The 26,248-nt window shown below is 57.5% G+C and carries 25 protein-coding genes; 12 read left to right on the top strand and 13 right to left on the bottom strand.

The annotated features are described in order from the left end of the window. Window positions 1-30: 30 nt before the first annotated feature. Window positions 31-1,062 carry a sodium:calcium antiporter gene (locus NH395_RS02990; RefSeq protein ID WP_253022312.1) on the bottom strand — a complete coding sequence of 344 codons (1,032 nt, stop codon included), beginning with the start codon at window positions 1,060-1,062 and terminating at the stop codon, window positions 31-33. Window positions 1,063-1,441: 379 nt separating this feature from the next. Here NH395_RS02990 and NH395_RS02985 point away from each other — a divergent pair, with 379 nt between their 5' ends. After that, window positions 1,442-2,497 carry a GGDEF domain-containing protein gene (locus NH395_RS02985; protein WP_253022311.1) on the top strand — a complete coding sequence of 352 codons (1,056 nt, stop codon included), beginning with the start codon at window positions 1,442-1,444 and terminating at the stop codon, window positions 2,495-2,497. Between the two features lie 198 nt (window positions 2,498-2,695). Here NH395_RS02985 and NH395_RS02980 read toward each other — a convergent pair whose 3' ends face one another. After that, window positions 2,696-3,436, bottom strand: coding sequence for a dienelactone hydrolase family protein (locus tag NH395_RS02980; RefSeq protein ID WP_253022309.1), 741 nt, complete (start codon window positions 3,434-3,436; stop codon window positions 2,696-2,698). A gap of 153 nt (window positions 3,437-3,589) precedes the next feature. Here NH395_RS02980 and NH395_RS02975 point away from each other — a divergent pair, with 153 nt between their 5' ends. Beyond that, complete coding sequence (locus tag NH395_RS02975; RefSeq protein ID WP_253022436.1) at window positions 3,590-5,227, top strand: BCCT family transporter; 1,638 nt, start codon at window positions 3,590-3,592, stop codon at window positions 5,225-5,227. 78 nt (window positions 5,228-5,305) lie between these two features. After that, entirely contained in the window at window positions 5,306-5,593 is a 288-nt protein-coding gene (locus tag NH395_RS02970; RefSeq protein WP_253022307.1) for a hypothetical protein, read from the top strand. Window positions 5,594-5,614: 21 nt separating this feature from the next. Here the strand turns inward: NH395_RS02970 and NH395_RS02965 are convergent, their stop codons facing one another. Then, window positions 5,615-6,811, bottom strand: a complete 1,197-nt coding sequence (locus NH395_RS02965) for a toxic anion resistance protein (protein WP_253022305.1) — start codon at window positions 6,809-6,811, stop codon at window positions 5,615-5,617. 74 nt (window positions 6,812-6,885) lie between these two features. Further along, window positions 6,886-7,827, bottom strand: a complete 942-nt coding sequence (locus NH395_RS02960) for a cobyrinic acid a,c-diamide synthase (protein WP_253022303.1) — start codon at window positions 7,825-7,827, stop codon at window positions 6,886-6,888. Between the two features lie 143 nt (window positions 7,828-7,970). Between NH395_RS02960 and NH395_RS02955 the strand changes: the two genes are divergently transcribed. From NH395_RS02955 to NH395_RS02925, 7 genes are all read left to right on the top strand, one after another. Further along, window positions 7,971-8,981 (top strand): hydrolase, encoded by a 1,011-nt coding sequence (locus tag NH395_RS02955; protein ID WP_253022301.1) that lies wholly within the window; start codon window positions 7,971-7,973, stop codon window positions 8,979-8,981. 77 nt (window positions 8,982-9,058) lie between these two features. Beyond that, window positions 9,059-9,220: a hypothetical protein gene (locus tag NH395_RS02950; protein ID WP_253022299.1), complete on the top strand. Its 162-nt coding sequence runs from the start codon at window positions 9,059-9,061 to the stop codon at window positions 9,218-9,220. 250 nt (window positions 9,221-9,470) lie between these two features. Next, window positions 9,471-10,151, top strand: a complete 681-nt coding sequence (locus NH395_RS02945; protein ID WP_066320603.1) for a Bax inhibitor-1/YccA family protein — start codon at window positions 9,471-9,473, stop codon at window positions 10,149-10,151. 107 nt (window positions 10,152-10,258) lie between these two features. Next, window positions 10,259-10,651, top strand: coding sequence for a sulfurtransferase complex subunit TusD (gene tusD / locus NH395_RS02940; protein WP_253022297.1), 393 nt, complete (start codon window positions 10,259-10,261; stop codon window positions 10,649-10,651). A gap of 8 nt (window positions 10,652-10,659) precedes the next feature. Further along, window positions 10,660-11,025: a DsrE family protein gene (locus NH395_RS02935; RefSeq protein WP_253022295.1), complete on the top strand. Its 366-nt coding sequence runs from the start codon at window positions 10,660-10,662 to the stop codon at window positions 11,023-11,025. A gap of 8 nt (window positions 11,026-11,033) precedes the next feature. Further along, entirely contained in the window at window positions 11,034-11,324 is a 291-nt protein-coding gene (gene tusB, locus NH395_RS02930; RefSeq protein WP_253022293.1) for a sulfurtransferase complex subunit TusB, read from the top strand. A 29-nt stretch (window positions 11,325-11,353) separates the two neighbouring features. Next, entirely contained in the window at window positions 11,354-11,680 is a 327-nt protein-coding gene (locus NH395_RS02925; RefSeq protein WP_253022291.1) for a TusE/DsrC/DsvC family sulfur relay protein, read from the top strand. A gap of 122 nt (window positions 11,681-11,802) precedes the next feature. Here NH395_RS02925 and NH395_RS02920 read toward each other — a convergent pair whose 3' ends face one another. Beyond that, window positions 11,803-12,741, bottom strand: a complete 939-nt coding sequence (locus NH395_RS02920) for a histone deacetylase family protein (protein ID WP_092828496.1) — start codon at window positions 12,739-12,741, stop codon at window positions 11,803-11,805. A gap of 104 nt (window positions 12,742-12,845) precedes the next feature. On the opposite strand from NH395_RS02920, the gene NH395_RS02915 reads away from it, so the two are divergent. Further along, on the top strand, window positions 12,846-15,593 hold the full coding sequence (locus NH395_RS02915) for a bifunctional acetate--CoA ligase family protein/GNAT family N-acetyltransferase (protein ID WP_253022290.1): 2,748 nt from the start codon (window positions 12,846-12,848) through the stop codon (window positions 15,591-15,593). Window positions 15,594-15,648: 55 nt separating this feature from the next. Here NH395_RS02915 and pdxH read toward each other — a convergent pair whose 3' ends face one another. From pdxH to NH395_RS02895, 4 genes are all read right to left on the bottom strand, one after another. Further along, window positions 15,649-16,293 carry a pyridoxamine 5'-phosphate oxidase gene (gene pdxH / locus NH395_RS02910; protein ID WP_253022288.1) on the bottom strand — a complete coding sequence of 215 codons (645 nt, stop codon included), beginning with the start codon at window positions 16,291-16,293 and terminating at the stop codon, window positions 15,649-15,651. 65 nt (window positions 16,294-16,358) lie between these two features. Then, window positions 16,359-16,754, bottom strand: a complete 396-nt coding sequence (locus NH395_RS02905) for a DUF2069 domain-containing protein (RefSeq protein WP_092828490.1) — start codon at window positions 16,752-16,754, stop codon at window positions 16,359-16,361. Beyond that, window positions 16,751-17,374 carry an NAD(P)H:quinone oxidoreductase gene (gene wrbA, locus NH395_RS02900; RefSeq protein ID WP_066320591.1) on the bottom strand — a complete coding sequence of 208 codons (624 nt, stop codon included), beginning with the start codon at window positions 17,372-17,374 and terminating at the stop codon, window positions 16,751-16,753. The genes NH395_RS02905 and wrbA overlap by 4 nt, the downstream gene beginning before the upstream one ends. Window positions 17,375-17,398: 24 nt before the next feature. After that, the gene (locus tag NH395_RS02895) at window positions 17,399-17,869 is read right to left on the bottom strand and encodes a gamma-glutamylcyclotransferase family protein (protein ID WP_253022286.1); all 471 of its coding nucleotides are present in this window, start codon (window positions 17,867-17,869) and stop codon (window positions 17,399-17,401) included. A 132-nt stretch (window positions 17,870-18,001) separates the two neighbouring features. On the opposite strand from NH395_RS02895, the gene smrA reads away from it, so the two are divergent. Continuing rightward, window positions 18,002-18,592, top strand: a complete 591-nt coding sequence (gene smrA / locus NH395_RS02890) for a DNA endonuclease SmrA (RefSeq protein WP_253022284.1) — start codon at window positions 18,002-18,004, stop codon at window positions 18,590-18,592. Window positions 18,593-18,666: 74 nt separating this feature from the next. Here smrA and NH395_RS02885 read toward each other — a convergent pair whose 3' ends face one another. The 4 genes from NH395_RS02885 to metH form a co-directional block, all read right to left on the bottom strand. Next, window positions 18,667-19,209 carry a DUF934 domain-containing protein gene (locus NH395_RS02885; RefSeq protein WP_253022282.1) on the bottom strand — a complete coding sequence of 181 codons (543 nt, stop codon included), beginning with the start codon at window positions 19,207-19,209 and terminating at the stop codon, window positions 18,667-18,669. Further along, on the bottom strand, window positions 19,199-20,854 hold the full coding sequence (locus NH395_RS02880) for a nitrite/sulfite reductase (protein ID WP_253022280.1): 1,656 nt from the start codon (window positions 20,852-20,854) through the stop codon (window positions 19,199-19,201). The genes NH395_RS02885 and NH395_RS02880 overlap by 11 nt, the downstream gene beginning before the upstream one ends. Window positions 20,855-21,014: 160 nt before the next feature. Next, entirely contained in the window at window positions 21,015-22,340 is a 1,326-nt protein-coding gene (locus NH395_RS02875; protein ID WP_253022278.1) for an MATE family efflux transporter, read from the bottom strand. 2 nt (window positions 22,341-22,342) lie between these two features. Continuing rightward, complete coding sequence (gene metH, locus NH395_RS02870; RefSeq protein ID WP_253022276.1) at window positions 22,343-26,038, bottom strand: methionine synthase; 3,696 nt, start codon at window positions 26,036-26,038, stop codon at window positions 22,343-22,345. Window positions 26,039-26,248: the final 210 nt, after the last annotated feature.

The following is a 26,248-nucleotide window of genomic DNA, read 5'->3' as shown; positions in this document are numbered from 1 at the left end:
TTTTTCGCGGGGATGATCGCTTTCGCACTGCTAGTTGAAGAGTATGATTATTCCCGCCAAATAAAGGCCGATTATTGCCATGCTTTCAAAGCCAATACGGCCCGGCCCTTGCTCTTGGCGATGCAGAAGGCCCAGCATGAGCACCCCCGTCATCAATACAGTAAGGGCCACCCATAGCATCACATGATTGGGAATGATGTGATAAATCGAGCCGCCCCGATAAGCCACATCTGATGCGGCGGCAAACAAGGTATCAAACGCATTGCCGCCGATTATCCCAGCCACTGCGAGCGTTAACGCTCCCCGTCGTACCGCTGCAATCGTCGTTACAAGCTCGGGTAACGATGTTACGACTGATGTGAGCAGGACGCCGACGGCGGCTTGGCTAAGCCCTGTTTCGGCAGCAATAATCGTCGCGCTACGTTCCAGCAACCAGCCGGTGAAGCCTATTGCCAGCGCGAGTCCCAGGAAAATGAGCCATAGCCGCTTGAGCGTAAGCTTTCCAGACGATTCATCGGGCTGGTCCTCACGCGTCTCGCGGGTTCTTGTCGGGGACCACATGGGGCGTGTGTGAGCATTTTTAATCAGCCTTAGACCAAATAGGTAGGCAATAAATAATAACGGTGTGATCGGATGTATCTGCCAGAAAGTCCACTCAGGCGCAAAACGCCCCACCAGCAATAGGCTGAGGAGACACAAAAGTAATGCCCCCTGAATCAGGTTGCCAAGCGAGGCTGCTGCGTGTTCCAGATTGGCGCGCCGATATACCATGTCGGCGATCGTTAAAAATAGCGTCTGGACGGCGATACCACCCAGGGCATTACTCATTGCCAGCTCGGGTTTATCGGTCCAGGCAGAAGAGACCGACACCACAATGCCTGATAGCGAGGTAGCCATTCCAAGCAAAACCGCTCCCGCAATAGCTTCGCCTAAGCCAGTGCGATCAGCTAGGTTATCAACCACTCGAGTGAGTCGGGTGCCAACGATACCAATGACAACTGCGCAAAAACTGAAGAGGGCAACAGCGGCTGGAAGCGACATATCATCGAGTAATATGAACATTTGGTTTCCCTTGTTTGGGCATATCGTTGTGTCATGCCGAGACGGTATAACACTGGCTCATTAGAAAGCCTGCGTTCAACATAAATGCATCACATGCGGTATTCAGGGTTGATGGAACCAACATCAAGGTGTGGGAACATGAGCTATTTTCTCAGCTAAAGATCGGCGAAGTCAGCTGCGCTGGTCAAAGTCTGAGGCAATCGCCGTTTTACTCGGGGAGTATGGGGTCTTGTCGTCACTAAAAACGCACTATCAGGTGCATTGGTTGACCGGTCAGTTCTGTGAAAGTGGAAGTGAGTCAATGTATCGCAGGTCCATTGCGTCTAGGGTGCGGTTTGAGTCCTGCCTTTACTTGACGGTGGCCGCGTTGATCTTTGGCATGTTTGCCATTTCGGATTACTACCTTCTCGGCATCACCCGAGAGTTTTATTTGCTGCTCGCTATGCGTATCGGGGTGGTGAGTCTTTGCCTTTTCCTGGCCTTCGCTATCGGGCGCTGGGGCGGCTATTCCAGCAAAGTCTGGTTGCATGCTTTGCCGCTATGGCTACTGGCGACAGGTATCATTTTGATTGTGCCGTTGCGCCCTGACAGCCTTCCCACACAGGTAACAGCGGTGGTGGTAGCCACTATGGCTTTTTATCTTTTGATTCCCAACCTGCTGACGGTGGCGGCGCTCGCCAGCCTCTATTTGAATATTGGGTTTCTGGCCTTTTCAGCGTTGTTTGCGGAGATTGGCCCAATGACAATACTGCGTATAGCGCTGCTGTTGATTATGGCCAACGTGGTGGGGTTCTGTGCCTTGCTACGCCTGGAGAGCCTACAACGCAAGCAGTTTGCGTTGCTTCACGAAGAGCGCGATCAAAATCAGCAGTTGCATGAGGAAATCGCGCACCGCAAATCACTGGAAACGCAGTTGCGCGTAGTGGCCGAGAGGGATGGCCTGACGGGACTCAATAATCGCGGTCATTTCATGAACTTGGCTGAAAAGCTGTTGCAACACTCGCAACGGGAAAAGGTGCCATTCGGTTTTTTCATGATTGATGTGGACCACTTTAAATCCATCAACGACACCTGGGGCCATCGTCGTGGGGATTGGGTTCTAACCAAGATTGCAGAGGTCTGTACGGAATGCCTTCGCCCCACGGATGTGATAGGGCGTTTTGGCGGTGAAGAATTTGTAGTGGCCCTTCCGAATATCAGCCCTGAAAACGCGAAAATGGTGGCAGAAAGACTGAAACAACAGGTCGCAGACCTGCCGTTACAGGAAGAAATGGAAACGCTATGTCCAAGCGTTACGATAGGTGTCGCTATTGCGCGCACCGGGGACATCGACCTCGAGACCCTGATCACGCGGGCAGATCAGATGCTTTACAGTGGCAAGCGTAAAGGCAGGAACCGAGTGGTAATGTACGACAAAGAGGCAGGGGAGGGATGATGGATGGAAGATGACGTGGCCCTGCCTTCCCGAGCAAACTTGATTGCAGGGTTGGCGTGATAATGATGATCTAGTTATTCAAACGGGCAGGTGCTCAATTTCTTTAAGAGTCATTGAGATTGTCAGCTTCTGGCGGTCAGGCTGAGCGCTGACTTCATCGCGGCCCATACAGATGGACCGCTGCCGCTCAAACGTTACTTACAACGTCTCTTCCAGGAGCAAGGCCAAGCGCTTGTGATGCAGCGCATTGGCGGTTGCGTTAAAGGAAGGGGCATCCTTGGCCGTGAAGCCGTGGGCAGCGCCTTTGTAGAGCTCGGTGGTGAAGTGCACGCCAGCGGCGGCTAACGCCGCGTCCATGCGCGCGATCTGCTCGGGGGGCAAAAGTTCGTCCTGGTCGGCATGACCGAAATAGACGCGCCCTTCAATGTCGCCGACTACATGGATGGGGCTGTTAGGGTCGTCTGCTTCTGCCAACCGGGCCGAATGAAAGCCGGCCGCCGCCGCCACGCGGTTGGGGTGTTCAGCCGACATGCGCAGTGCGAAGGCCCCCGTCATGCAATAGCCAACCACCGCCATCCTGCCTTTCTCGAACTCGGCTGCGTTATCGATGCCGTCTAGAAGGGCGACGAAGTCACGGGATTGTGCCGCGGGTGTGAGATGTTTTGCGTACTCTAATAGCGTTGGTCGTACGTCAGGGTCGCGGAAAGATTTGCCCTCAGGCACGACAGCGCCGCTTACATCGCGATAGTAGACGTTGGGCATCAATACGGCATAGCCATTGCTGGCGATTTGCTGGGCTTTCTCGTGATAGCAGGGGCGCAGACCGCCGATATCCGTGAACAGAATAACCGCCGGAAAGGGGCCTTTGGCGTTCCCGGGCGTGAAGATGTGAGCATCGATGGTACCGTCGGCGGCGGGAATTTCGATAGCACGCGACATGAACAAACTCCGGCTTGTTGATAGTGAGGGATCATTGCCACAAACGAGTATTACACAGATAAATCCAGCCGAAGAAGGGCCTGCACTCTTCGTAACATGGCGTCATCGGCCAACAACTCCTATGTTGTCGGAAAGGCGATAGGAGTAACGATGATGGATGCACTTGCGCGGAAGCTTGGTCTCAGGACGGACCCCACCATATTTTTCACGTCTGCTGGGATCATGATCCTTTTTCTGGTCGTGATTCTGATTGCGCCGGGCCCCATAGGGGAAGCCTTCGGTGCTGGCCGGGAATGGATCGTTACCAATCTAGGCTGGTTCTTTATTTTTGGGGTGACGAGCTGGGTAGCCTTTCTACTTTGGGTAGCGATCAGCCGTTTCGGGGCAATCCGACTAGGTGGCAATGATGCAACGCCGGCCTATAGCAATGTCTCCTGGTTCGCCATGCTGTTTGCAGGTGGTATCGGCACGGTATTGATGTTCTGGGGGGTAGCGGAACCTATTTCCCATTTTACAACGCCGCCAAGGCCTGATGTTGAGCCTTTCTCTGTAGAAGCCGCCGACGATGCCATGAGCTTTTCGATCTATCACCTGGGGTTGCATACCTGGGCGATCTTCGCCATGCCGGGCCTTGCGTTTGCGTACTTTATCTATCGTTACAATCTGCCGATGCGTTTCAGCTCGGTTTTTTACCCACTGATAGGCGAGCGGATTTATGGTCCTGTCGGCAAAGGCCTCGATATCTTTGCCATTCTCGGCACCCTCTTTGGCGTGGCGGTCTCCATTGGCCTCGGTACCCAGCAGATCAATGCAGGATTAACTGAGTTGTTCGATATTCCGGATGCAGTGATTACCAAGGTGGTCATTATCACCATTCTGACGTCTGTTGCTGTTGGTTCTATCGTGGCGGGGCTGGATTCAGGTGTAAAACGGCTCTCCAATATCAATATCGGCATGGCTGTTGGCCTGATGGTGTTTGTGCTTTTTACAGGCTCTACCGTTTTCCTTCTGCGTGCCGTTGTTGAGACCTTTGGCCTCTACATATCGAACCTGCTGCCCATGGCATTCTGGAATGACACACTGGCGACCTATACCAACGATGATGGCAGTGGCTGGGGCTGGCAGGGCAGTTGGACCGTCTTTTATTGGGCCTGGACAGTTACCTGGTCGCCGTTCATCGGCATATTCGTGGCGCGGATTTCTCGTGGACGGACCATCCGTGAGTTTGTCCTTGGGGTATTGTTCGCCCCCTCTATTTTTACGCTGATCTGGTTTGCGATCTTCGGCTGGTCGGCGATGGAGATTGACGGGATTGGGCCTGAGGCCCGGGAAGCAATGGGCGAGCAGGCCGGTGTCCTGTCTGCGGCCGTTGGTGAAAGCATTCCGCTTGCCATGTTTGCGTTTTTTGAGAATTTCCCGGCCGCTACATTGATTCAAGGCCTGGCCGTTGTCATCGTGGCTATTTTCTTTGCCACGTCCTCGGACTCTGCGTCACTGGTGGTCGATATGCTGTGCACCGGCAGCCCTGATCCTGGCCCTTGGCATCAGAGGGTGTTCTGGGGTGTCTCTGAAGGCATGCTGGCGGCCATGCTTATTGTGCTTGCTGGCGACGCGGGACTGACGGCATTGCAGGAGGTGATTACCGTTGTCGGTCTGCCAATGTTCATTCTAGTATTTGCCATGATGTTCGCGTTGTTCCGTGGGTTGTCCCACGAAGACCTTGGGGCAGTGAAGGTCGGTGAGCCGCCCAAGCCAGAGGAGCTATCAGCGAGCGAAAAGGGGCGAACCTAAGCCCTTTCGACGATCAACAGATTCCAGGAAACTGGAGATAGCATTTTCCGGATCCATTACCGCAAGGGGAGGATGGCCATGAGCCAACGCGATGAGTTCATCGAGGAAATGAAAGCCAAGCTCGACGAGTGGAATGCTGAGATCGACAAGCTAACCGCTCAGGCCCGCCAGGCCAGTGACGATGCCAGGGTCAAGTACCACGAGGATATCGAGCAACTCAAGAAACGCCAGGCGGAGACTCAGCAAAGGCTTGAGGAACTGCGCCATGCCAGCGAAGAGGCCTGGGATACCGTCCGCCAGGGCATGGACGATTCCTGGGAATTGATGCGCAAGGCTTTCCGGGATGCTTCCTCGCGTTTCAAGTAGCCGTTATAGGGCGCGGACCCATCAGGTGGAGGCGGGGCCGTCCTTCGGTTGCGCCTCATTACCTTCTCGTAGACGTTCGATAGACGCGCTTCCCTGCTTTGACAAAGCGGCGAGGCGGTCTATTTGCTCATCCAGGCGAGGCAGCGCTTCCTGACGATAGGTTGAAAGGTCGTCGATTGCGCCCATCACCTCGCCAAACGCTTCCTCGAGCACCTGCATGTCGAGCATCGCCGAGGAGGCCCGCTTCTGGATGTCCACGCCTTGCTGGCGTAGCGCCTTGGCGGTACCGCCGATCATCTGGGATGTGGTGGCGTTGAGGGATTCGATACGATCCAGTACCAGACGCTGATTGGCCATCGCCATGGCGACCGTCACTGCCACAGTGAGGGCCGAGACCGTCACGTTGATGGCCCTGTCCACGCCACGCATCAATTCCCGGTTGTTGCGGATGATGACTTCCAGCGCCAATACACCCTGCTGGCTCACCGCCAGCTGTTGCTGTAGGTCGACAATGCGTTGACGAAGCGGAAAGAGCAGTTCCTCTTCGATAAATTGACGCCGCGGATCATGCGTGTCGCGCTCGGCAACATCATCCTTAAGGCGTTGGTCGATCAAACGGCCCAACGCGATCTGGCGGTTGAGCTCGCTGAGGATGTCATTGAGCGCCTTCTGGTCATCGCTCAAGGTGAGGTTGTCACGATGCAGCATATCGCGACCACCTTCCAGGTCCTCGATGATTGCGTCCAGGGCCTGCTGGGCATTCTCGAACTTGCGAAAGTAGCGCTGCAGGCGACTGTCGACGCCGGGAATGATCGCCATCACGCGGTCCAGTGCACTGGGCGCCAGGCGGTGACGGGTGGGGTCGAGACCTTCCATGCGGCCCCGCAGGTCGCTCAGTGCCTTGGCAACCGGCCCGCCTTCGTCGCCCTGGTGGGCCAGCTTGCGAAGCGGTGTTTGCAGCATGGCACTGCGATGGGCGGCCTGCTGCTGAAGTTCCAGGCCCATTTCGTCCACGGCACGGCGTTGGCGAACCGCCGACGCTTCATCACCCTCGCCAAGAATGTCCTCTATAAAACGGTCAGCCATGGACGTGAGCTCGGGGTCAATGTCCTGACTTTCAGGCTCAAGCGACTCGTCCCGATGCGCCCCCAATTGGCTGGCAATCTCGTCCACGGGTGGCAATGAGAGGCGAGGTTGGTCATCCGATGGCTGAGTCATGGGCGTCTCCAGAGGATAAAAACTGAGTGATCAAGAAGCGTCGTGAATACTTTACTGTATCAATGACTGCCGGATCAGTCTTTGCGTGCATAACGATCGGCCCCTTCGACGAAGCGGCGCAGATCCTCCAGCGCTTTTTCGGTGGTAACGGACGCTTGAGGTCGCGTTGTTTCGATGCGTGCCATGGAAACGGCGGTATCGTCGAGCACGGTAAGTGCCGATTCTATTCGGGCGGAAAGCTCATTGAGCCGGTGTTCGGTCTCCACCAGCAGGTCGAGCCGACGCACCAGGGCGGTACGCTCCTCGTCGCTTAGCCGATTGCCATCCCGTTCCAGCCGACCGCGGACGTATTGACCATCCACGCTGACCACGCCGCGGGCCTGGGAGGCCATGGTCGTCAGTGTATCCACCGCGCCGAGACACACCTGAGTAACCAGCCCACGGGAGCGCTCAAAGGCCAGCTCACCCGTGTGGAAGCGACCGCTCAGGACATCCATGACATGACGGTAGCGGCTATAGAGACGGTCCGCGAGAATCGCCAGGTCAGGGCGTTTGACATCCAGCAGGCTCTGTTTGGTCCGACACATGGCCAACACAAGATCGTCGGCGCCTTCGGGTGGCCTTGCCGGATCGAGCACCGATACGCCAGCCTCATAGGCCTTGCGCTCCTCCTGGGTTCGGCGCCGTTGCGCTTCGGCGATACTTTGAGCCTCGCGGCGACGTTCACGGCGGCGAGCAAGCCATCCGCGCAGCGTTCGCTCTATGGGCAGTGCCGCCGGGATGGCCACGATGCCCGCCAACCAGCCGAGCAGGCTGGGGCTGAAACCACCCCAAAGAGAGGTCAGCCATAGCAGCATGCTGATGAAAGGGATGACCAGACAATAGCGGAAGACGACCTGCAGCCGCCCTTGGGTTGCCACCGGGAGCGCTATGCCAGGGTTGTACAGGCCGATCAGTAACCAGGGCAGGCAGGTCATGAAGAGGCCATAGGAAAATCCCTGCAGGAATCCCAACATTGATGCGATCACCCTTCAAAAATTGAACGGTCAGAGTAACCGAGCTAGGTCGATAAACACCAGCAGCGCTGGCACTCTGACAATATTTTGTGTACTTCTATCAGTCATTCCTTTCTTCTTTGATACTTATGGTTTTATTACCTATGTCCTTGTTTGGTGCCTGCCGTTGGCTGTCCGCCGGTCATTTGCAAACACTGTATAGCCCATTATTTCGCTCAGCCTTGCCTTTAGCGCGCGAACGGGAGCGGCTGACGCTAAGGGATGGGGACTTCATCGATCTCGACTGGTATGGCGGCGGTGACGACGACACGCCTTGCGTCATACTGCTTCATGGGCTGACCGGCAGCTCTTCGTCGCGTTACATCCTCGGCCAGCAGCAGGCATTAGCCATGCAAGGCTGGCAGAGCGTGGCGGTGAATTGGCGGGGTTGCTCTGGGGAACCCAATCGACTCGCTCGCGGTTATCATTCCGGGGTGAGTGACGACCTCGCTGAGGTTGTCGGGATGCTGTCCATGCGCCGACCGGCCCAGCCCCTGGCGGTGATTGGTTATTCGCTGGGCGGCAACGTACTGTTGAAATACCTGGGCGAGCAGGGCAGTGATACACCGCTGCAGGCAGCCGCCGCTGTTTCGGTACCGTTCCGTTTGGATCACAGTGCCAAGCGAATACGCCAGGGCATGTCGAAAGTTTACCAGGCACGCTTTTTACGCGACCTGCGTCATTACATGACAGACAAGCGCCAGCGATTTGCGATAAATGGCGACCCCGATGAATACGCAAGGCTGCTAGCCTTGGGATCGCTAAAGGGGATTAGTTCGCTGTGGGAATTCGATGAGCGGGTGACAGCCCCATTGCACGGTTTTTCAAGCGCTGCCGATTACTACCAGCGATGCAGCAGCCTGCACTTCCTTTCGTCGATTACTGTGCCGACACTGATCATCCAGGCACAAGACGACCCATTTCTTTACCCAGATAGTGTGCCACATCCAGCGTCATTACCTGATAGCGTGGCGCTTGAGTTTCATCGCCAAGGGGGGCATGTGGGCTTTATTGAAGGCTCACCCTGGTCACCCGGTTATTACCTGGAGCGGCGCTTGCCAGCTTGGCTGATGGCTATCCTGGCAAGTTCCGAACATCGGGCAAGCTACGCGTAAAATATCGATTGTATTGGTACGGCGTTGCACTAATATGCAGCTATAAGGCTCATTGGGAGCCCTTATGGAAAGCCGCCATGCTAAAAGGTCTGATTATCTGTTTTGTTGTGTTGTTTGCACAATTAGCGGTACTGCATGTAATTGATGCGCGCCTCTACAACGCCCCTCAGGACGCACGTCAAACCGCGGTTACCAACAACACGCCCCTGAAAGACGATGAGGAAGACGTACCAAGCTAGGTTGGCTAATCAGTACGTTCATGGCAGGCTCGCTTCCGAAAGGTTAAAGGAGGTGTTGTGCGGCCAATAAATGCCGACTTCGTAGTTTACAACGACGATTTCCGGTTCAACGCTAGCGCTTGCTAAACTGATACAGGATTGAATATCCAATCACTAAAGACGAAGAGCGTGTAAGACAAAGACTTGCGTCTGGAACTTGGGAACGGCATGCTGGTCAATTGTTTGATAGATCATTACGGAGCATGAACACATGAGTTACAACGACTCACATATTGCGCAATCAGCCTCTGGCGGTGTGGCCAATTCGGTTAGCACCAACAAAGTGCTGCGTAACACCTACGCGTTGCTGGCGATGACGCTGCTTTTCTCTGCGGTCACCGCAGGCGCCTCGGTCGCAATGGGCGTTCAGCAACTGAACATCTTTGTGTTCTTCATTGGTGCCTATGGGTTGATGTTCCTGGTCCATAAAACGGCCAACTCAGCGTTAGGCCTGCTGTCTACATTTGCCTTCACGGGCTTTATGGGCTTCACCCTAGGGCCGATTCTGTCCGCCTACCTGGCATTGCCCAATGGCGGCGCCTTGATCATGAATGCCCTGGCCATGACCGGTATCACCTTCATCGGCCTTTCAGCCGTTGCCCTGATAACCAAGAAAGATTTTGGCTTCCTAGCCAATTTCATGGTGGCCGGTGCGATCGTGCTGGTACTCGCGATGGTGGCGGCGTTGATTTTCAACATTCCCGCGCTGTCGCTAATGGTGTCGGCTGGCTTCGTGCTGTTTTCGTCAGCGGCCATTCTTTACCAGACCAGTGAAATCATCCATCGCCAGGGTGAGACGAATTATATTCTGGCGACCATCACGCTCTTCGTCTCTATCTACAACCTGTTTATCAGCCTGCTGTCGCTGCTGGGCTTCATGAGCAACGATTAACCGATCTGGCGTTAAACAGAGCGATAAGCCCAACAGACCCTATCATTAGGGTCTGTTTTTTTATTATGTGCGCGATATCATTAGCCACACCACGATAGGTAAGGGCAATGGATTACGGACTGTTAGTCATGGGGGCCCCCTATAGCCAACCGGCGCCTCATTCGGCGCTCAGGTTTGCCCATGCGGTGCTGGCAAGGGGGCATCGGCTCGTTGGCGTTTTCTTCTATCACGACGGTGTTCATAATGCGTCAATGCTAATGACACCGCCGCAGGACGAGCTGAACCTGCGCGACGCCTGGAAGGCGCTTCATAAAGAGCACGATGTAGCCCTGGATGTATGTATCGCTGCTGCGCTGAGGCGTGGTGTCATCAGTCAATCTGAAGCATCCCGCCATGGCCATGATGCCTTCAACCTGGAAGCGCCCTTCGAGTTGACCGGGCTTGGCCAGTTGCTGACGCTGCAACGGCGCTGCGACCGTTTGATTACCTTTGCCAGTTGAGGCCGTCCATGCGTGAATCAGAAGACCTGCTGGTGATCATTCGTCATGCCCCCCATGATTCGAACTGGCTGCGTGAGGGGCTAGACGCCGCTCTGGTTGGCGCCGCCTTTGGCCAATCTGTAAGGCTGCTGTTCATGGGGCAGGGCGCGTTGGCGTTGTGCAGGGAACAGCTTGCAGGCGCCCCGGGGCAGAAGGCCAGTCTGCCGACCATCGACATGCTCGAGATGTATGATATCGATCAGTTGAACGTTCCCCAGCGAGTGCTCGATGACCTGAAGTTGCCTCTCGAAGCGCTTGTCGATGGTGTAACACCGCTCAGTGAGAGGCAGGTCAAAGCATTATTTAGCCAAAACCGCCCGATCCTCAACTTCTAGGGTGTTTCATGATCCTGCATATTTTGACAACCCCACCCACGAGCGAGGTCGCCCAGCAGGTCGAGCAGGCCATTCAGGCGGGGGATACGCTGTTGCTGACCGAGGCAGGCGTGACGGCGGCGCTTGACCCGGATCTACACTGCTGGACGCAGAATGACTACGCGGTATTTTTGCTTGAAGAAGACCTCGTCGCCAGAGGGCTCTCAAGCATCGCGGCAACCCATGGGTTGTCAACGGTGGATATGGACGGGTTCGTAGCGCTGACCGAGCAACATCGACAGTCGGTCACCTGGTATTGAACAGCTGATAGGCAACAGTGAGTACACTGATGGAGAACACCGAGGCTAACGTAACGCTGGATCCAGAAGGGTATCTCGTCGACATGAGTGACTGGTCGGAAGCGGTGGCGACCCAGTTGGCCGACGATGAAGGTATCGAATTGACGTCCGAACACTGGGAAATCATCCACTTGGCGCGCGGTTTCTATCGCCGTTACGAAATGGCACCGGCGATGCGGCCGCTCGTCAAAGCCACTCAGCAGGCGCTGGGTAGTGACAAAGGCCGTTCGATTTATCTGATGCGGCTCTTTCCTGGCAGTACCGCCAAGGTGGTAGCGCGTATTGCGGGACTTCCCAAACCCACCAACTGTCTTTAAGGCTTTTCTGGCTTTGAGACTTTATCTGGCATTATATCGGTTTAGCTCGGGCCTTCCCTGCGCGCACTGAAAGACAGCGCCACGGTGGCCCTTGCTTGTGGAATCGATACGTGGCCCTGTGGTTAGCCCAAAGCAAAGGGCAAGCCTAGCAAGGCTCTCAGGTGTGCTTCCACGCCACTTGCCAGCGAGGTCGGGTTATACCCACCCTCTAACGAGGAAACCAGGCGGTTATCGGCATACAGGGTGGCAATTTCCATCGCCATGTGCGTGACCCAGTAGAAGTCCTCGTCTGCCAGACACACATCGCCCATGGGGTCATCGCGGTGGGCATCGAACCCGGCGGATATCATCACCAGATCAGGCTTGAAGCGGTGCAGCGCCGGTAGCCATTGGCTCTCAATCAGGCGACGGAATTCGGCGCCTTGCGTGCCGACTTCCAAGGGCGTATTGACCACGTTTTGCCATTCGCTACGTAAATATCGCCATGGGTAGAAGGGATACTGGAAGCTGGTACAGATCAGCACATCGGGGTCATTCTTGAAAATATCGATCGTGCCGTTGCACTGGTGGACGTCAAAATCCAGTATGGCAATACGCTGGGCACCGTAACGTTCCCTTGCATAGGCCGCGCCGACGGCAATGTTGTTGTAAAAGCAAAACCCCATCGCCTCGGCGGCTTCGGCATGATGCCCGGGCGGGCGAACTGCGCAAAATACGTTGTCGGCTTGGCGCTTGAAGACCTGGTCGACCCCTTTGACCACCGCACCGGCAGCAAAACGAGCCGCTTTCAGGCTGTCCGGGTTCATCAAGGTGTCGCCATCAAGCGATACGATGCCTTGCTCGGGCAGGCATTTGCTAAGGGCGTCAAGATGACGCGTGGCGTGCACCCGGTTGAGTGCCGCGTCATCCGCTTCCTTGGCATCGGCCTGCATGGTTTGCTGTAATAATCCCGATAATGCTAGACGCGCTCGAATCGCTTCCAGTCGCTGAGGGTTTTCAGGATGTTCCGGCCCCATATGATGCAATGAACAGTCGGGGTGGGTAAGGTAGGCAGTGATCATTCAAGCGCTCCATGGTAGCTGGTATCACCTTAATCGCGAGACGCTGATACGCGACAGTGTCCATAAGTCTTACATCGCCCTGCACCGTTCCAGGAGAGGCAAACGTGAGCACACGTTTTTTGCACCATTTCTTTGAACCCCGCACGCTTGCCGTCATTGGCGCGTCCGAAAACCCGGCGTCGCTTGGGGGCCTGGTCCTACGCAATATCCATGAAGGTGGATTCAAGGGGCAGCGTTGGGCAGTGAATCTGAAAGGCTATGATCAGGTCTTCGGTGACCCTTGTGTCAAGCGCGTTGACGACTTGCCTGAGGTGCCTGACCTCGCCATCATCTGCTCGCCCATTGACGGGGTGCCCAAATTGATCCACCAGTTGGGCAAGTTTGGGGTAAAAGCCGCCCTGGTACTGTCCGGGGGCGCTTATCTGGACCGCGATACGGGCAATAAAGGCTCGATACGCGAGCGCATGTTGAGGGCTGCCCGAGAATCCGGCATCCGTGTGCTGGGGCCTGAGTGCATGGGCCTGATCGTGCCGGCAAAAAAACTCAACGCCTCCTATGCCAGTCAGCCGGTCAAGGCGGGCCGGGTGGCGTATCTTGGACAGTCAGGCATGTTGGCCAACGCCATGATCGATTGGGCGGCCGGGCGCGATGTGGGGTTTTCGCACCTGATTACCGTGGGTGATAGTGTTGATGTGCTATTGCCGGATCTGATCGATTACGTGAACCAGTTTTCGCCAGCGCAGGCGATTCTGCTCCATCTCGAGCGGATTTCCGATGCGCAGCATTTCATGACCGCGGTACGCGACGCCTCGAGAAACCGGCTCGTGCTGGCGATCAAGAGCGGGCGAACCTTTGCCTCGGATATTTCCGGCATGGCCCCGACCCCGGGTATTGCCAATCGCGATGTCGTGTTTGACGCGGCTTTCTCACGCGCCGGGGTAGTGCGTGTCGACGACTCCGACGAGTTGCTGGATGCCCTGGAAACGCTTTCGCGCATGAAACCCTTGCGGGGTGACCGCCTGGCGGTAGTGTCCAACGGTTTGGGTCCTGCCATGCTGGCCATCGACAAGCTGGTCAGCGCCGGGGGCAAGCTGGCCGAGTTCAGCGATGAAACGCAGCAGGCGCTGCATCAAAGCCAGGTCGATTTCAGCAAACCCGGTGAAAACCCCGTTGACCTGGGCGGCAACGCCACCCCCGAGCGGTTTGTCGAAGCGCTGAAAATTGTCGCCGCAGATGCCAATGTGGATGCGGTACTCGTGGTGCATGCGCCAACGCGCCTCGCGCCTTCGCTGGTCACCGCACAAGCGTTGATTGCCAACCGCAAGGCCTTCCGTCGCAATCTGTTGACCAGTTGGATGGGGCTCAAGGAGGCGCTGAATGCCCGCCACGAATGCAACCTGGCCGGTATTCCCACCTATATTTCACCCGAGAAGGCGGTGAAAGCTTTCATGCATATGGTGGACTACCAGCGCGTTCAGCAGTTGCTTCAGGAAACACCGCCCAGCCTGCCGTTTTCCACCAGCGCCGAGATTCGTGCGGAGTGCCGGACATTGATCAGTGAGGCGAAGGCGGAGGGCCGTCAGACGTTAAGCCACTCGGAAACGGCCCAAGTGCTCGAGGCTTACGGCATTCCTGCAGCCACCAGCTATTACCTCACCAGTGCCGAACAGGCGCTGGACATTGCCGCAAAGATTGAAGGTCCCAAAGCGCTTAAAGTGGTTCATGAGGGCAATTGCCGCCCTTATCGCTATCGCAAGCACCCGCATAAGATCTCGGCGGGACTGCTTCAGGATCTTGAAACGCCCGAGCAGGTGGCGGATGGCGTTCGCCAACTGGGCGAAAAGGTGAACGAAAAGTACCCCGAGTACGCGATTCACGAATACTGCCTGCAGCCCATGCAACGCGGCAAACATTCCATGCAGGTGTGCGCGGGCATTACCCGAGACCCGGTATTCGGCCCGCTGATCGTGTTCGGCATTGGCGGCTATAAAGTCAATGTGCTCGCTGACCGCCAAGTCGCTTTACCGCCTCTCAACATGAGCCTGGCAGCGGATGTGGTCAATCGCACCCACGCGGCATCGTTGATACGCGAACACTCGTCAGACCCCGACCGGGATAACCAGCACCTATGCCAGCTGCTGGTAAAGCTGTCGCAAATGGCCTCGGACCTGGGCGAGCTGCGCGGGCTTGAACTGAACCCGTTGCTGCTCAACCGCGATGGCATGCTGGCCGTCGACTTTGCCATGGACCTCGGCCCCCCGGCACGCTTCGCCATCATGCCTTACCCGGAAGAACTGCGTGAATGGCTGACGCTGAAAAACGGCTGGCAGGTCGAGGTGCGGCCGATTCGTGCTGAAGACGCGCCCTTGATTACCAACTTTCACCGCCAGCTTTCCGAAGAAAGCATTCGCTTCCGTTATTTTCATAACAAGTCGGATTTAACCCAGCGTGATCTGTCGGTGCTGTCGCACATCAATTACGACCGCCAGATGGCGTTTATTGCCGAACATCAGCGTGATGATGGCAGCAAGGAGATGCTCGGGGTGGTGCGTGTCTGGAATGACCCGGATAACATTCGAACGGAATTTTCGGTCATTATTCGCGACGACATGCAGGGCTTGGGGATCGGCAGCCTGCTGATGAAGAAAATGATCGCCTACTGCACCCACATTGGCACCCTGGAAATGGTGGGTAAAATCATGCCGGATAATCATCCCATGCGGGCATTGATGAAGCACCTGGGCTTCACTTGCCGTTACAACATGGAAGAGCAGGTGATCGATGCCATCATGCGGCTCAACGAGCCCGAAAGCGAGTGGCAGCGCCACCGGCTGGAAAGCCTGCCGGACTAGACGCGTACAAGCCATGGCCAGCCAGCCTGCTGCATTGGCCAGCCGGAGGGAATCTTCAGGGCGCCATGCGGAAAGAGTTCCACTCGCCGCCTTCGCGACGTTCATAGCGTATGCGGTCGTGCAGGCGACTGGGTTGGCCCTGCCAGAATTCGATCATGTCAGGATTCACGCGGTAGCCGCCCCAATGGTTGGGACGCGGAATTTCCTGCCCCTCATAGGCTTGCTCAAAACGCTTCTGCCGCTCTTCAATCCAGTTACGGTCGGGTATCACCACGCTCTGGGTGGCAATCCAGGCACCTAGCTGGCTGCCACGTGGGCGGCTGGCGAAATACGCGTCGGACTCTTCAGCGGCCACCTGCTCGACGGCGCCCTCAATGCGTACCTGGCGGGAAATCGATGGCCACCAGAAGGTAAGCGCTGCGTAGGGCACATTGTTGAGTTCACTGCCCTTGTGGCTATGATAATTGGTGTAAAACACCATGCCGCGATCGTCGAACCCTTTCAACAGGACCACGCGCGCATGAGGGCGCCCCTGGCTGTCGACGCTTGCCAGCGTCATGGCATTGCTGTCCCTACCTTCCTGCTCGATAGCCAGACTGAACCATTCATCAAACAACACGAGGGGATCATCAGGGACCTGGGATTCATCGAGTAGGCCACCTTCATAATCACGCCTGATATCCGCTATGTCGCGTGCCATTGCTAGGCTCTCCATCAAGAATTTTTCACATGGTGTCGGGTGTGGTAACAAAGCTCAAGTCTTGATTAGCCCTGAGCACGTATTTGGCGGCTGCGGAACCGCGCATAGGCCATGCAGCCGGTAAACAAAGCCAGTGACAGGACGGCCTCGGCGACGCCACGCAGGGCTTGTGCTGGAAGGGTAGCCACCATGACGCCCTGGCTGAAATACAGCAGGCTGACAAACGCCAACCAGGCGTGACCCCGCGGACGCCTTCCGATAATGGAAGGCAGAAACAGGACCAGAGGGAGCACAAAGGCTGCCATGGGGCGCCAACTGAAGGCCGCGTCCTGGACCATGAAACCACGCAACAACATCATTATCAGCAACAGGCCAAAACTTGCCAATACCCATTGCCGCGCTCGAAAGGTGAGAAGATCAACGCCGTGGCGTTGCTCAACGCGCTCCAGCCACTGCTTCATGGCGCCTCCTCGCGCATTGTCCGCATTGCCAGCGCCAGTTTGGCCAGGCGCTTGCCCTGAGCGACACACAAGGCGCGCTCGTGTTCATCGACTGAGCGGTCGCTCCGTGGCCCTGCCAGGTGGCTTGACCCATAGGGCGTGCCACCGGTCTGTGTGGCCAGCAGCTCGGTGGCGCTATAGGGCACGCCCGCGTAGACCATGCCGTGGTGGAGCAGCGGAACCAGCATGGTCAACAGCGTCGCTTCCTGCCCGCCATGCAGGCTCGAGCTCGAGGTGAAGGCGGTAGCCGGCTTGTCGATCAGGGCGCCATTGATCCAAAGGCTGCTGGTGGTATCAAGGAAATATTTGAGCGGTGATGCCATGTTGCCAAACCGGGTCGGGCTGCCCAGTGCCAGGCCGCTACAGTGACGGAGGTCGTCGAGCTCGGCATAAATCGCACCTTCCTCCGGAATCTCTGGCGATGTTGCTTCGCAGGTGGGGGAAACCGGCGGCACAGTGCGCAGGCGCGCCTCGATGCCTGCCACTTGCTCCACGCCGGCAGCCATCTGCTGAGCCATGGTGGCGGTGGCACCCGAGCGCGAATAATAAAGTATCAAGACATAGGGCAATGAACCGGACATAGTCACTCCAAGCAGATTATTCTCTTAGGGTACCAGAGCAATGTGGGCAGCGGGTAACGACAAACGCGTACCCTGCGCATTGGGTAGCCGCTGATAGACCCAGGCACGGGTGCCATCGGCAAGCTGCTTCTCCACCCGCTCGTAGCGAACCCCCAGGCGTTCATAGCGATCCAGGCGAGCGAGTTGATCGGCGGTGACGCTCAGGCGAAGCCCTTTCACCTGGCTGCCAGGCGAAGGCGATAAATCAAGCCCGTTGCGCTGATGGCCTTCAAGCGTGGCTGGCTCAGGGTCGCCCGAACCGCCCATCACCACCCAGCGAACCGGCGCATAGCGCAGCGTGCCGTAGACAAACACCTGGTGTGTGCGCTGTTCGATATCCTCAAGATCGTCGGGGCGCTCATAAAACCACGGGCTGAGCATGGTCAGCCACAGCCACCCGGCAAGGCCCAGCAGCAGTATTGCACATAGCACCAGTAGGCGTTTGACCCAGGCCATGGTGTTTCCTTATGCAGCAGGCAGAAAGCGTAGGGTGGCGTGCGTCAGCGTGGAACACAAGCGTAACAAGACGCTTAAGCAATCGGTGCGGGTTTGGTAGGATAAAAGCCATATCCTGTCGGAGAGCCTGCCATGAACCAGCCACTTCGTGATGAGACCGACTTTCGGGCGCTTGTGGGCGACGTGAAGCCGCTAGCGCAGAAAAATCGGGCGGATACCGGTGATGCGCGCAAGCGTCCTTCCGAGGCGCAGCTGGCAAGGCGCGAACGCGCTGAAGCAGAGATTGATGAGCACAACTTTCTATCCGATGATTTTGTCGACCTGATACCGCCCTTTGACCCCATCGAGTACCGCCGCGAGGGGATCCAGCAGGGGGTGGTCCATAAACTCAAGCACGGCGGCTACCCGGTTCAGGCACAGCTTCATCTGCTCAGGCGGCCTCTGGCCGAGTGCCGTAGGCTGGTGTTTCCTTTTATTCAGGATGCCTACGCGCACGACCTGCGCTCGGTACTGATTGTCCACGGTCGAGGGCGTGAGATCGACAGCCCCGCCAATGTATTACGTTCCTATATTGGCAAATGGCTGATCCAGTTTGACGAAGTACAGGCCTATATCTCCGCCCAGCCCTCGGAAGGCGGGCTGGGGGCTACCTGGGTCATGCTACGCAAGAGCGATCGCGCCAAAGCCAACAACCGTGAACGGCAGCAAAAACGTCGTGGCTAGCCAGCCATGAATTAGCCGTCAACGAAAAGGGGCAGCCGCATGGCTGCCCCTTTGGCGGGTTCGCTATGATGTGCTCAATGGTGAGCGTTAAGACGTTTTTCAAACAGTGCCTGGCGTTCTTCGACATCCGGCTGGTAGCGCACGCTGAAAAAACTCAGCGCCCGCAGGGCATCCTCGGGATGCTGGTCATCGCGAAGCGCCATGGCGGTAAAGCCACAGCGGCGCATGTATTCCAGCTGGTCGACCAGCACATCGCCTACCGCACGCACTTCGCCCTGATAGCCAAAGCGCTCGCGCAGCAACCGAGCAAGGGTGTAGCCACGGCCGTCGGTGAATGCCGGAAAGTGAATGGCGATTGCCGGGGCCGAACGGAGCTCATCCGCCAGGCTCACCGTCAGTTCGCAATCGCTTGCCAGCAGCGGTGCCAGTTCGGTGTCTTCCTGATGCGCTTTCCAGAGCGCCAGGGGGACAAAGGCAGGGCGCTGCTCGGGCAGCGCCTCTGCGTCGTAAGACACGCACCAGGCGTTTTCCGCCGCCAGTTCGCCATTGGCGATCAGGTGATCGGCATGAACCGGCGTCATCTCAACCGCCTCGGCCTGCTTGTCATTAGGCGGCATAAACACGCTCCTTGAAGGGTTTCAGTCCAATACGGCGATAAGTATCCAGGAAGCGTTCATCTTCATGGCGCTGGGCCACGTAGACTTCCAGCACTTTCTCGACAACCCCTGGGACGTCTTCACGGAAGAACGAGGGGCCAAGAATCTTGCCCAATGAGGCATCGTCGGTCGAGTTGCCGCCAATCGATACCTGATAGTACTCCTCGCCCTTTTTATCGACACCCAGAATGCCGATATGGCCGACGTGGTGGTGGCCACAGGCATTCATGCAGCCGGAAATATTCAGATCCAGCGGCCCCAGGTCGTAAAGGAAATCCAGGTCTTCAAAGCGTTCCTGCAAGGCCTGGGCGATGGGAATCGACACGGCATTGGCCAGGCTGCAGTAATCGCCGCCAGGGCAGCAGATGATATCGTTGAGCGTACCCACCGTCGGGTTGGCCATGCCCAGCGTTTCGAGCTCTTGCCAAAGGGCTTCCAGCTCGTCCACCGGGACGTCGGAGAGCACCAGGTTCTGCTCATGGGTCACGCGGACTTCCCCGAAGCTGTAGCGGTCGGCAAGATCAGCGATGGCGTCCATCTGGTCAGCCGTCACATCGCCGGGGGCGTGCTCGCGGCGCTTGAGCGATAGCGTCACGGCTTTATAACCGTAGACCTTGTGGTCGGTGACGTTATTGGTCACGAAACGCGCAAAGCCACGGTTTTCCTGACGAAGACCCTCATAAGCTGCCACCGCGGTTTCATCCACGGTGCGACGATCCGGCTCGGGGAAGTGGCTCTTTGCGGCTTCGACCGCGGCAGCATTGAGCGTCTGAGGGCCATCTTTCAGATGCGCCCACTCTTCCTCGACGCGACGGCGGTACTCTTCGATCCCCAGCGCCTTGACCAGAATCTTTATCCGGGCCTTGAACTTGTTGTCGCGACGCCCGAACTGGTTGTACACCCGGACGCACGCTTCCAGATAGGTCAGCAGGTGCTGCCAGGGCAGGTCGTCGCGTACCACGTCGCCGATCATCGGCGTCCGGCCCAGACCACCACCCGCAAGGACTCTGACGCGCAGTTCGCCTGCCTCGTTGTACCACAGACGCAGGCCGATATCGTGAACCTGGATGGCCGCGCGGTCCTGGGAAGCACCGCTGACGGCGATCTTGAACTTGCGCGGCAGATAGGCAAATTCAGGGTGCAGCGTCGACCACTGGCGGATCAGCTCGCACCAGGGGCGCGGGTCTTCCACTTCATCGTTGGCAATACCGGCAAACTGGTCGCTGGTGGTATTGCGAATGCAGTTGCCGCTGGTCTGGATGGCGTGCATCTGGACTTTCGCCAGATCCGCCAGGATATCCGGCACATCTTCCAGGGCAGGCCAGTTGAGCTGCAGGTTCTGCCGCGTGGTGAAGTGGCCGTAGCCGCGGTCGTAGCGACGGGTAATATCCCCGAGCGCCCGCAGCTGATGGCCAGCCAGCATGCCGTAAGGGATCGCAATCCGCAGCATGGGGGCATGGCGCTGGATGTAGAGGCCATTCTGCAAACGCAGTGGACGAAACTCTTCTTCTCCCAAACGCCCGTCGCGGTAGCGATCCATTTGATCGCGGAATTGAGCGACGCGCTCATCTACCAGCGTTTGGTCATGAATATCATAACGATACATGGGGCACGGTCCTGCTAAAGCGAAGTTGTCACGTTGAAACGGGACGAATCAGTGTCGCCACCATAACGCGGGCATCATATTCTACAAAAGAATATATAATTATCTTTTTATATCAAAATGGTATTTAGAGCCGTATTTGAGCCAGTGTTTGAGACAGTATTTACGCTAGCGACGTCGCCCAGCGGCGGCGTTGCCATATCCAGAAAAACGCGGCTGAGTTAATGATGCGATACATCAGCTGCATTAGCCAAATGCCGAGTAGCCCATAGCCCAGACTAACGCCGACCCACCAGGCCAGCGGTAAAAAAAGCAGCCATTGCAGGCTCAGCGTCAACAGCATGACGGTTCGCTGGGCGCCCGCCCCCATCAGGGCTTGAGCGAGTACCAGCGCGGCGACGTCAATGACCATCATCAGGCCCGTCAACTGTAAGGGCAGCGTGCCAAGCTTAATCAATTCTGGCGCCTTGAAAAACAGGCCAAGCAGTTTGTCCGGCATCCAGAGCATGGGCAGGGCCAGTATCACCAGCAATAGCGCGGCCACCCAGAGCGCGTCCAGCCCCCAGCGGTGGGCTTCTTGCTCGGCATCCCGGCCCAGAGCTTCACCCACCAGGCTCATCGCGGCAACGCCGACACCGACACCCGGCAATATCAGCAACAGCGACAGGTTGATCAGCACGTGCCCCACGGCAACACTCGCGGTGCCGAGCTGGCTGAGCAGCCAGAAAAGCACGGCATAGCCAGCGGCAAACCAAAGCTGCTGGGCCGAGTGGGGTAACGCCAGCCGGGCAGTGGTTCTCAGCACCGGCACCTCAGGTCGTAACTGGGCCCAGGTCAGGGCACTGCTGTGGCGGGCGGTGATGCCTATCCAGAGCAGCAGCCCCACGCCTACCGACAGCGTGGTGGCAACGCCTGCACCACTGGCTCCCAGCTCGGGAAGCCCGACAAGGCCAAAAATCAATCCCGCGCTGAGCACCACGTTAAGCAGATGGACAGCCACAATAATGCGTAAATACAGGCGTGTGTACTGACGGCCATTCCAGTAACCGCGAAAGCACAGGGTGAGCGCAATCGCCGCCAGCGACAGCACTCGCCAGCGGAAATAATCGACGGCCACGGAGTGAACGTCCGGGGTCGGCGAGAGCCACTGCATAATTGCAGGCGCCTGCCACCATGCCAGCAGCGTCAGCAATGTACCACTGACCAAACCGAGCAACAGCCCCGCCTGCAGCGGCCGGGCGAGGCCGGAATGCCCCGCGCCCAGCCGCTGGGCGGTTTGGGATTGAACGCTGGAGGACAGGCCGAATACCAGTGCCGTCATCATGAACATGGCGTAACCGCCAAGCCCCACACCGGCCAGCGCCGTTTCGCCTAGACGGCCCACCAGGGCAGCATCAACAAGGTTGAGCATGCTCTGCGAGAGCATGCCCAGTATGACCGGCCAAGCCAGACGAACCACTAGGCCGTGGCGGTGGGCGACGTAGGGCACAGTCAGCTCGGGTCGTAGGAAAGCACCGGTGACAGCCAGCGCTCCATTTCCTCAAGCGGCATTTGCTTTCGTTCAGCCAATACCTTGACCTGATCCTGGGTAATCTTGCCGGTGGAAAAATATTTCGATTGCGGATGCGAGAAATACCATCCAGATACCGCCGCGGCAGGCCACATGGCAAAGTTTTCGGTCAGCGCCAGTCCGGTATTGGCGGTGGCGTCAAGCATCCTGAACAGCGTTGCCTTCTCGGTGTGGTCAGGGCAGGCCGGGTAGCCGGGGGCGGGGCGGATGCCCTGGTATTTCTCGGCAATCAAGGCGTCATTATCGAGCGACTCCTCGGGCACGTAGCCCCAGAATTCCTTGCGTACGCGCTCGTGCATCCGCTCGGCAAAGGCTTCTGCCAACCGGTCGGTGAGGGCCTGAACCATGATGGCATTATAGTCGTCGCCCGCCGCTTCGTATTCTTTGGCCAGTTCATCGACCCCGTGCCCGGTGGTCACCGCAAAGCCGCCAATCCAGTCTGCTTTGCCGCTGTCCTTGGGAGCGATGAAATCCGCCAGGCTGTAGCAGATGCCGTCGCGTCCTTTGGTGGTCTGCTGACGGATATGATGCAGCCGTTCGACGACATCGGTACGGGATTCATCGGCGTAGACCTCAATGACATCGTCATCGACGGTATTCGCCGGCCAGAAGCCAATCACGCCCCTTGCCTGGACGCGCTTTTCGTCAAGCAGCTTGCGCAGCATCACCTGGGCATCTTCGAACAGGTTGCGAGCCGCCTCGCCAACTACCTTGTCATCCAGAATCTTGGGGTATTTACCCGCCAACTGCCAGCTCATGAAGAAGGGCGTCCAATCGATCCGCTCGACGAGCTCATCAAGCGGATAATTATCGAAGGTATTCAGCCCCAACTGGTGAGGTTTGACCGGCGTATAGTTGGCCCAGTCGGTCCGGAAACGCCGCTTGCGCGCCTGGGTGTAGTCAAGGTCGGCGGCTTTGGGGCGACGCTTGGCATTGCGTTCACGAACCTTTTCGTACTCTTCGCGTATTTCGGCAATGTAGGGCGTCTTGAGGGACGGGGTAAGCAACCGGCTGGCCACCCCGACGGCCCGGGACGCATCGGTCACATAAATCACCGGATGGTCATACTGGGGTTCGATTTTAACCGCCGTATGCGCTTTCGAGGTCGTTGCACCGCCAATCAGCAGCGGCAGGTCCATGCCGCGACGCTTCATTTCCTTGGCGACGTGAACCATTTCATCCAGGGACGGTGTGATCAAACCGGACAGCCCGATGATATCGGCGTTGTGATCCTTGGCGGCCTGGAGGATTTTCTCGGTGGGCACCATCACGCCAAGGTCAATAACCTCGTAGTTGTTGCACTGAAGCACCACGCCGACGATATTCTTGCCGATATCGTGGACATCACCCTTGACCGTCGCCATGACAATCTTGCCCTTGGCCTGGGTGTCAGCACTTTTCTCGGCCTCGATGTAGGGAATCAGGTAGGCGACGGCCTGCTTCATGACCCGAGCGGATTTGACCACCTGGGGCAGGAACATCTTGCCTGCGCCAAACAGGTCGCCGACCACGTTCATGCCGTCCATCAAGGGCCCTTCAATGACCTCGATGGGGCGCTCCGCCTCGGCACGTGCCAGTTCGGTATCGTCTTCGATGTGTGCGGTAATGCCTTTGACAAGGGCATGTTCGATACGCTTGTTGACCGGCCAGCTGCGCCATTCCAGGTCTTCTTTTTTCGCCGCGCCGCTGCCATCGCCTTTATAGTTATCGGCAATTTCCAGCAGGCGCTCGGTGCCGTCGCTGCGCCGGTTGAGCACCACGTCCTCAACGGCTTCGCGCAGTTCGGCAGGCAGGTCATCGTATACGGCGAGCTGGCCCGCGTTGACGATCCCCATGGTGAGGCCCGCACGAATGGCGTGGTACAGAAAGACCGAGTGAATCGCTTCGCGTACCGGATTATTGCCCCGGAACGAGAAGGATACGTTGGAAACGCCCCCGGAAAGCATGGCGTGGGGCAGGTGTTCGCGAATCCACTGGGACGCCTCGATGAAATCAACGGCGTAGTTGTTATGCTCTTCAATCCCCGTGGCAATGGCAAAAATATTGGGGTCAAAGATGATATCTTCCGCCGGGAAACCGATTTCATCCACCAGCAGGCGGTAGGCACGCTCACAGATCTCCGTCTTGCGGGCGAAGGTATCGGCCTGGCCTTCTTCGTCGAACGCCATCACCACGATGGCGGCCCCGTAGCGGCGGCACTTGGTCGCCTGCTCGCGGAAAGCTTCTTCGCCTTCCTTGAGCGAAATGGAGTTGACCACGGCCTTGCCCTGCACGCACTGAAGCCCGGCTTCGATGATTTCCCATTTGGACGAGTCGATCATGATGGGCACGCGGGCAATGTCGGGCTCACCGGCGATCAGGTTCAGAAAGCGCACCATGGCTTCCTGTGACTCCAGCATGCCCTCATCCATGTTGATATCGATGATCTGGGCGCCGTTTTGCACCTGCTCCAGCGCGACTTCCAGCGCAGTGGTGAAATCTTCTTCCACGATCAACCGCTTGAAGCGCGCCGAGCCGGTCACATTGGTGCGCTCGCCGACATTCACAAACAGCGAGTCGGCTTCGATGTTGAACGGTTCCAGGCCCGACAATCGGCAGGCGGGGGAGCGTTCCGGCACCTCGCGGGGCGGCAGACCATGAACGGCTTCGGCTATGGCGCGGATGTGCTCGGGCGTCGAGCCGCAACAGCCGCCGATAATGTTGACTAGGCCGCTTTGCGCAAACTCGCCGACAATGGCTGCCATTTCTTCAGGCGTTTGGTCGTATTCGCCAAATTCGTTGGGTAGGCCCGCGTTGGGGTGGGCCGACACAAAGGCATCAGCCTTGGTGGAGAGTTCTTCGACGTACTGGCGCAGCTCTTCGGCCCCTAACGCGCAGTTAAGGCCCACGGAAAACGGGTTGGCGTGGCGAACGGAATTCCAGAAGGCTTCGGTGGTTTGTCCCGATAGCGTTCGCCCGGAGGCATCGGTGATGGTGCCGGAGATCATGACCGGCAACCGCTTGCCCAGGGTCTCGAATAGTTCCTCGAGGGCGTAGATGGCGGCCTTGGCATTCAGGGTATCGAAGATGGTCTCGATCATGATCAGGTCGGCGCCGCCATCAATGAGCGCCTGAGCGGCTTCAAGGTAATTGTCGCGCAGCTCGTTGAAGGTGACGTTACGCTTGGCGGGGTCGTTGACATCCGGCGACAGCGACGCGGTTCGCGAGGTAGGCCCCAGCACACCCGCCACATACCGCGGTACCCCGGTCTCTTCGGCAACGGCGTCACACACTTCCCGGGCCAGCCGCGCCGACTCGCGGTTCAGCTCCGGCACAATGTCTTCCATGCCGTAATCGGCCTGGGAGAGGCGGGTACTATTGAAGGTGTTGGTTTCAATAATATCGGCACCGGCCTCGAGATAATCGCGGTGAATGCGGGTCACCACGTCGGGGCAGGTCAGTGCCAGCAAGTCATTGTTGCCTTTCAGGTCCGACGGCCAGTCACTGAAACGCTGGCCACGAAACTCCTCCTCGCTCAGCTCGGCATTCTGCAACATGGTCCCCATGCCGCCATCCAGAATATGGATACGTTGATTCAGGCGTTGGGAGAGGGTGGCAATCAAATCACTAGCAGCCATGGCAGGGGGATGTCTCCAGCGTCACAGTCAAAAAAGGTTTTTTATCGTCGGCAATCGCCGTTCAAATGAACCAACGGCGCACTATGATAACAAAGGGTGCCAGGCGGGGCAGCAATGTATTGTTTATGAATGCCATAGGCCCCATTAACAATACACCGGAAATAGCCCAGTAAAACAGTCGGGATTGTGTCGGCGCGCTGTTTTGCTTAC

This window comes from Halomonas sp. Mc5H-6, assembly GCF_024124705.1.
Lineage (GTDB): Bacteria > Pseudomonadota > Gammaproteobacteria > Pseudomonadales > Halomonadaceae > Vreelandella > Vreelandella subterranea.
Note: the sequence above shows the minus strand (reverse complement) of the source record. Positions and strands in the feature narration are given on the sequence as shown.

Coding starts and splice junctions, on each gene's coding strand:
- NH395_RS02970 (WP_253022307.1), top strand. CDS start 5,306: ATGAGCCAACGCGATGAGTTCATCGAGGAAATGAAAGCCAAGCTCGAC.
- NH395_RS02955 (WP_253022301.1), top strand. CDS start 7,971: ATGTCCTTGTTTGGTGCCTGCCGTTGGCTGTCCGCCGGTCATTTGCAA.
- NH395_RS02965 (WP_253022305.1), bottom strand. CDS start 6,811: ATGACTCAGCCATCGGATGACCAACCTCGCCTCTCATTGCCACCCGTG.
- NH395_RS02960 (WP_253022303.1), bottom strand. CDS start 7,827: ATGTTGGGATTCCTGCAGGGATTTTCCTATGGCCTCTTCATGACCTGC.
- tusD (WP_253022297.1), top strand. CDS start 10,259: ATGGATTACGGACTGTTAGTCATGGGGGCCCCCTATAGCCAACCGGCG.
- NH395_RS02975 (WP_253022436.1), top strand. CDS start 3,590: ATGGATGCACTTGCGCGGAAGCTTGGTCTCAGGACGGACCCCACCATA.
- tusB (WP_253022293.1), top strand. CDS start 11,034: ATGATCCTGCATATTTTGACAACCCCACCCACGAGCGAGGTCGCCCAG.
- pdxH (WP_253022288.1), bottom strand. CDS start 16,293: ATGGCACGCGACATAGCGGATATCAGGCGTGATTATGAAGGTGGCCTA.
- NH395_RS02990 (WP_253022312.1), bottom strand. CDS start 1,062: ATGTTCATATTACTCGATGATATGTCGCTTCCAGCCGCTGTTGCCCTC.
- NH395_RS02895 (WP_253022286.1), bottom strand. CDS start 17,869: ATGGCCTGGGTCAAACGCCTACTGGTGCTATGTGCAATACTGCTGCTG.
- NH395_RS02885 (WP_253022282.1), bottom strand. CDS start 19,209: ATGCCGCCTAATGACAAGCAGGCCGAGGCGGTTGAGATGACGCCGGTT.
- NH395_RS02935 (WP_253022295.1), top strand. CDS start 10,660: ATGCGTGAATCAGAAGACCTGCTGGTGATCATTCGTCATGCCCCCCAT.
- NH395_RS02920 (WP_092828496.1), bottom strand. CDS start 12,741: ATGATCACTGCCTACCTTACCCACCCCGACTGTTCATTGCATCATATG.
- metH (WP_253022276.1), bottom strand. CDS start 26,038: ATGGCTGCTAGTGATTTGATTGCCACCCTCTCCCAACGCCTGAATCAA.
- NH395_RS02925 (WP_253022291.1), top strand. CDS start 11,354: ATGGAGAACACCGAGGCTAACGTAACGCTGGATCCAGAAGGGTATCTC.
- smrA (WP_253022284.1), top strand. CDS start 18,002: ATGAACCAGCCACTTCGTGATGAGACCGACTTTCGGGCGCTTGTGGGC.
- NH395_RS02905 (WP_092828490.1), bottom strand. CDS start 16,754: ATGAAGCAGTGGCTGGAGCGCGTTGAGCAACGCCACGGCGTTGATCTT.
- NH395_RS02880 (WP_253022280.1), bottom strand. CDS start 20,854: ATGTATCGTTATGATATTCATGACCAAACGCTGGTAGATGAGCGCGTC.
- NH395_RS02950 (WP_253022299.1), top strand. CDS start 9,059: ATGCTAAAAGGTCTGATTATCTGTTTTGTTGTGTTGTTTGCACAATTA.
- NH395_RS02945 (WP_066320603.1), top strand. CDS start 9,471: ATGAGTTACAACGACTCACATATTGCGCAATCAGCCTCTGGCGGTGTG.
- NH395_RS02980 (WP_253022309.1), bottom strand. CDS start 3,436: ATGTCGCGTGCTATCGAAATTCCCGCCGCCGACGGTACCATCGATGCT.
- NH395_RS02985 (WP_253022311.1), top strand. CDS start 1,442: ATGTTTGCCATTTCGGATTACTACCTTCTCGGCATCACCCGAGAGTTT.
- wrbA (WP_066320591.1), bottom strand. CDS start 17,374: ATGTCCGGTTCATTGCCCTATGTCTTGATACTTTATTATTCGCGCTCG.